This is a genomic window from Curtobacterium sp. B8 (genome assembly GCF_000333315.1).
Taxonomy (GTDB): Bacteria; Actinomycetota; Actinomycetes; order Actinomycetales; family Microbacteriaceae; genus Curtobacterium; species Curtobacterium luteum.
Map to the genome: position 1 here is coordinate 1 of NZ_BACW01000617.1, position 3,500 is coordinate 3,500.

General features: G+C 72.9%; 4 protein-coding genes. 1 reads left to right on the forward strand and 3 read right to left on the reverse strand.

What is annotated here, in order from left to right:
* Positions 1–50 precede the first annotated feature (50 nt).
* Positions 51–989, reverse strand: a complete 939-nt coding sequence (locus I59_RS16635; protein WP_022904841.1) for an NADP-dependent oxidoreductase — start codon at positions 987–989, stop codon at positions 51–53.
* A 76-nt stretch (positions 990–1,065) separates the two neighbouring features.
* Between I59_RS16635 and I59_RS16640 the strand changes: the two genes are divergently transcribed.
* Positions 1,066–1,884 (forward strand): shikimate 5-dehydrogenase, encoded by an 819-nt coding sequence (locus tag I59_RS16640; RefSeq protein WP_022904842.1) that lies wholly within the window; start codon positions 1,066–1,068, stop codon positions 1,882–1,884.
* A 64-nt stretch (positions 1,885–1,948) separates the two neighbouring features.
* Here the strand turns inward: I59_RS16640 and I59_RS16645 are convergent, their stop codons facing one another.
* Positions 1,949–2,392 (reverse strand): SRPBCC family protein, encoded by a 444-nt coding sequence (locus I59_RS16645; protein WP_022904843.1) that lies wholly within the window; start codon positions 2,390–2,392, stop codon positions 1,949–1,951.
* A 3-nt stretch (positions 2,393–2,395) separates the two neighbouring features.
* Positions 2,396–3,500, reverse strand: a 1,105-nt coding sequence (locus tag I59_RS16650) for an NAD(P)/FAD-dependent oxidoreductase (protein ID WP_022904844.1), incomplete at its 5' end; no start/stop codon positions are given.

Consider the following 3,500-nt stretch of genomic DNA (forward strand, 5'->3'; position numbering starts at 1 on the left):
ACGGACGACCCGTTCCCTGCGGCTGCGGGGTCGGAGCCGGCCCCGGACGGCTACGGGACGAGGACGATCTTGCCGCGGGTGTGCCGCTGCTCGAGCTCGGCGTAGGCGTCCTGCACCCGGTCGAGCGGGTACGTCCCGGCGATCGGGACCTCGATCGCCCCGTCGGCGACCTGCATCGCGAGTGCGCCGAGGATCTCCGGGTCCGCGGTGTCCGCACTGCCCGAAGCCTTCGCCCCGAGCTCCGCCGCGACCTCGAACGCGATGATCGTCTCGATGCGGTCCACCGGGACGCCGAGCGCGACACCGAGGTGCACGTACTCGGGGCCGTACGTGTCGATGAGCGCGTCGACACCGTTCGTCGCCAGCTCCCTGATCCGCTCCTGCAGGCCGTCGCCGTACGACACGGGCCGGGCGCCCTTCGACCGGAGCCAGTCGTGGTTCGCCTCGGAGGCGATCGCGATGACGTCGATCCCCTCGTTCGTGAGCAGCTGCGTCACGAAGCCGCCGACGCCGCCGGCGGCCCCGGACACGACGACCGTCTCCCCCGGCCGCGGGTCCACGGCACGCACGGCCGCTGCCGCGGTCGTCGCGATGACGTCGAGCCCGCCGGCGACCTCCCACGAGAGCAGGTGCGGCTTCTGCACGACCTGGCCCGCCGGCACCGACACGTACTCGGCCTGGCTCGACCGCTCCCACGACCAGCCGAGGACCTCCTCGCCCTCGTCGACGCCGTCCACGCCCGCACCGACCGCCACGACGATGCCCGCGAAGTCGGTGCCCTGCCCCGAGGGCAGCTTCGACGGGTCCTCGCCGTCGAAGAGTCCCTGGCGGATCGCCGCCTCCCCCGGGTTGATGCCGGCGGCGCGCACCCGGACGAGCACCCTGCCCGCCTCGACCGGAGGGACCGGGACCTGCTCGACGTGCAGCACGGAGCGGTCACCCCACTCGGAGAACCGGACGGCGCGCATGGTGTCGGGGATCTCTGCCATGCCGACGACGTTACGCCCCGCCCGTCGACACCGACCATGGACCGCTCCATCGGCACCGGCGTGCGAGACTGGCGCCATGCCCATCCTCAACAAGGACATGCAGGTCTGCATGTCGCTGGCGGCCCGACCGAGCAACATCGGCACCCGGTTCCACAACTTCCTGTACGACGAACTCGGGCTGAACTTCCTCTACAAGGCGTTCACGACGACCGACCTGCCCGGTGCCGTCGCGGGGATCCGGGCGCTCGGCATCCGCGGCTGCTCGGTGTCGATGCCCTTCAAGGAGGCGATCATCCCGCTCGTCGACGTCATCGAGGAGTCGGCGGCGGCGATCCAGTCCGTGAACACGGTCGTGAACGACGACGGGGTCCTCACCGCGTCGAACACCGACTACGAGGCCGTGGCGTCCCTGCTCGCGAGCCACGACGTGGACCGTGCCTCCCGGGTGCTGCTGCGCGGGTCCGGCGGCATGGCCAAGGCCGTGACAGCGGCGTTCCGCGGCGCCGGGTTCGAGCACCTGACCGTCGTCGCACGGAACGACGACACCGGCCCGGCCCTCGCGGCGCAGTACGGCTACGAACGGGTCGCGGACGAGCGCGATGCCGGTGCGGCCGACGTCCTCGTGAACGTCACCCCGCTCGGGATGCGGGGCGACGACGAGGACACGCTCGCGTTCGAGGACACGCGCATCGCCGCGGCGCACACCGTCTTCGACGTGGTCGCGTTCCCGTCGGAGACGCCGCTCGTGCGCGCCGGCCGAGCTGCCGACAAGCACGTCATCACGGGCGCTGAGGTCATCGCCCTGCAGGCGGCCCGCCAGTTCGAGCGGTACACGGGCGTCGCCCTGACGGACGACCAGGTGCGTCGCGCGAGCGAGTTCAGCCGCGCCGAGTAGCGGCGATCCAGCGCGACGGCCTGGAGGCCCGTGGCGGCGCCGCCACGGGCCTCCAGGCCGTCCTTCAGTCGCGCCCGGCGCGACCCGCTGCGACCCAGGCGAGCCGCCGCAGCGTCTCGTGGTTCCGCACCCAGATCGTCGGCTGCATGAGGAGGTCCGGAACGTGCGAGCCGGGCCCCGCGATCGCGTTCTCGACGATCGTGACCTTGCAGCCCCGCCGGTGCTCCTCGACCGTCAACTCGACCCGGGCCTCGCCCATCGGCCAGCCCTCCGGCCGGATCGTCATCGCGCGGGGCGGGTCCCAGACCTCCACGGTCGTCGTGTCGTCGATGACGATCGGCCAGACGCCGAAGGAGTGGTGGATCCGGCTGCCGACCGCCGGCCATCCCGGGTCCTCGCCGCGCATCCGTGATGCGCCGACCACCCAGGTCGTGTAGAGCCAGCCGTCGCGGAACACGTCGAAGACGTCCTCCGGGCGGCAGTGCAGGATGCGGACGTTCTTCGCCATGGATCAGCCCTCCGGTGCGAGATCGACGTCGGTGGGCAGGCCGAACGTGTGGCGCAGGGCGCTCTTGGCTGCGTGCCATCCGGCCATGCCGTGGACTCCGGGCCCTGGCGCCGCGCTCTGCGACGCGAGGTACATGCCGCCGCCCATCCGCCACGGGTCCGACGACAGGACCGGGCGCTTGACGAGCTGCCAGAAGCTCGCGGCCCCCGCGGCGATGTCGCCGCGCTCGTAGTTCGGGTTGTACTCGGCCATCTGGACCGCGGTGCGGCTGGACGAGTGCAGGACGACGTCGCGGAACCCCGGAGCGAACCGTTCGATCTGCCGGGTGACCGCCTCGGTCTGGTCGACGTCGGACCCGGCGGGGACGTGCGCGTACGCCCAGAAGACGTGCTTCCCGGCCGGTGCCCGGCTCGGGTCCACCACCGTGGGCTCGGAACCGAGGACGTACGGCCGCTCGGCGTGCTGCCCGCGGGCCACCGCTCCCTCGGCCTCGGCGATCTCGGCGCGCGTCCCGCCGATGTGCACCGTCCCGGCCTTCCGGAGCTGCTCGTTCTCCCACGGGACCGGCCCGGACAGCGCGAAGTCGACCTTCGCGGCCGCGTTGCCGAAGCGGAAGCGGCGGAGCGCCCCGCGCCGCGGTGTCGGGATCTGCGTGCCGGCGATCCGGAGCATCCCGGGCACGCTCGTGTCGAACAGCACCGCCTTCGCCGGCGTCAGGTCGCCGAGGCTCGTGACGTCGCGCCCGGTCTCGATCGTGCCCCCGTGCGCGAGGAGGTCCGCGGCGAGCGCGTCGACGATCGCCTGGCTGCCGCCGATCGGCACCGGCCACCCGCGGGCGTGGGCGTACGACCCGAGCGACAGCGCCGCCGCGGCGGTCGACAACGACGGCACGTGCTGGATGGAGTGGGCCGCGACGCCGGTCACCATGGCCGGTGCCACGTCCTCGCGGAAGCGGGCGTTCCACGCGCGGGTGCCCTGCTCGAGCGCACGGAGACCGAAGCGGGCGACCGTCAGCGGGTGCCGCGGCACGTGCAGGAGCGCGTCGGTCGCGAAGTCGGCCACCTGGTCGGCGTTCCGCGAGAGCGGCGCCATGAGGTGGTGGAACGCC

Excerpts from the sequence above, each read along its gene's own strand:
- I59_RS16635 (WP_022904841.1), bottom strand. The coding sequence starts at position 989 with ATGGCAGAGATCCCCGACACCATGCGCGCCGTCCGGTTCTCCGAGTGG.
- I59_RS16640 (WP_022904842.1), top strand. The coding sequence starts at position 1,066 with ATGCCCATCCTCAACAAGGACATGCAGGTCTGCATGTCGCTGGCGGCC.
- I59_RS16645 (WP_022904843.1), bottom strand. The coding sequence starts at position 2,392 with ATGGCGAAGAACGTCCGCATCCTGCACTGCCGCCCGGAGGACGTCTTC.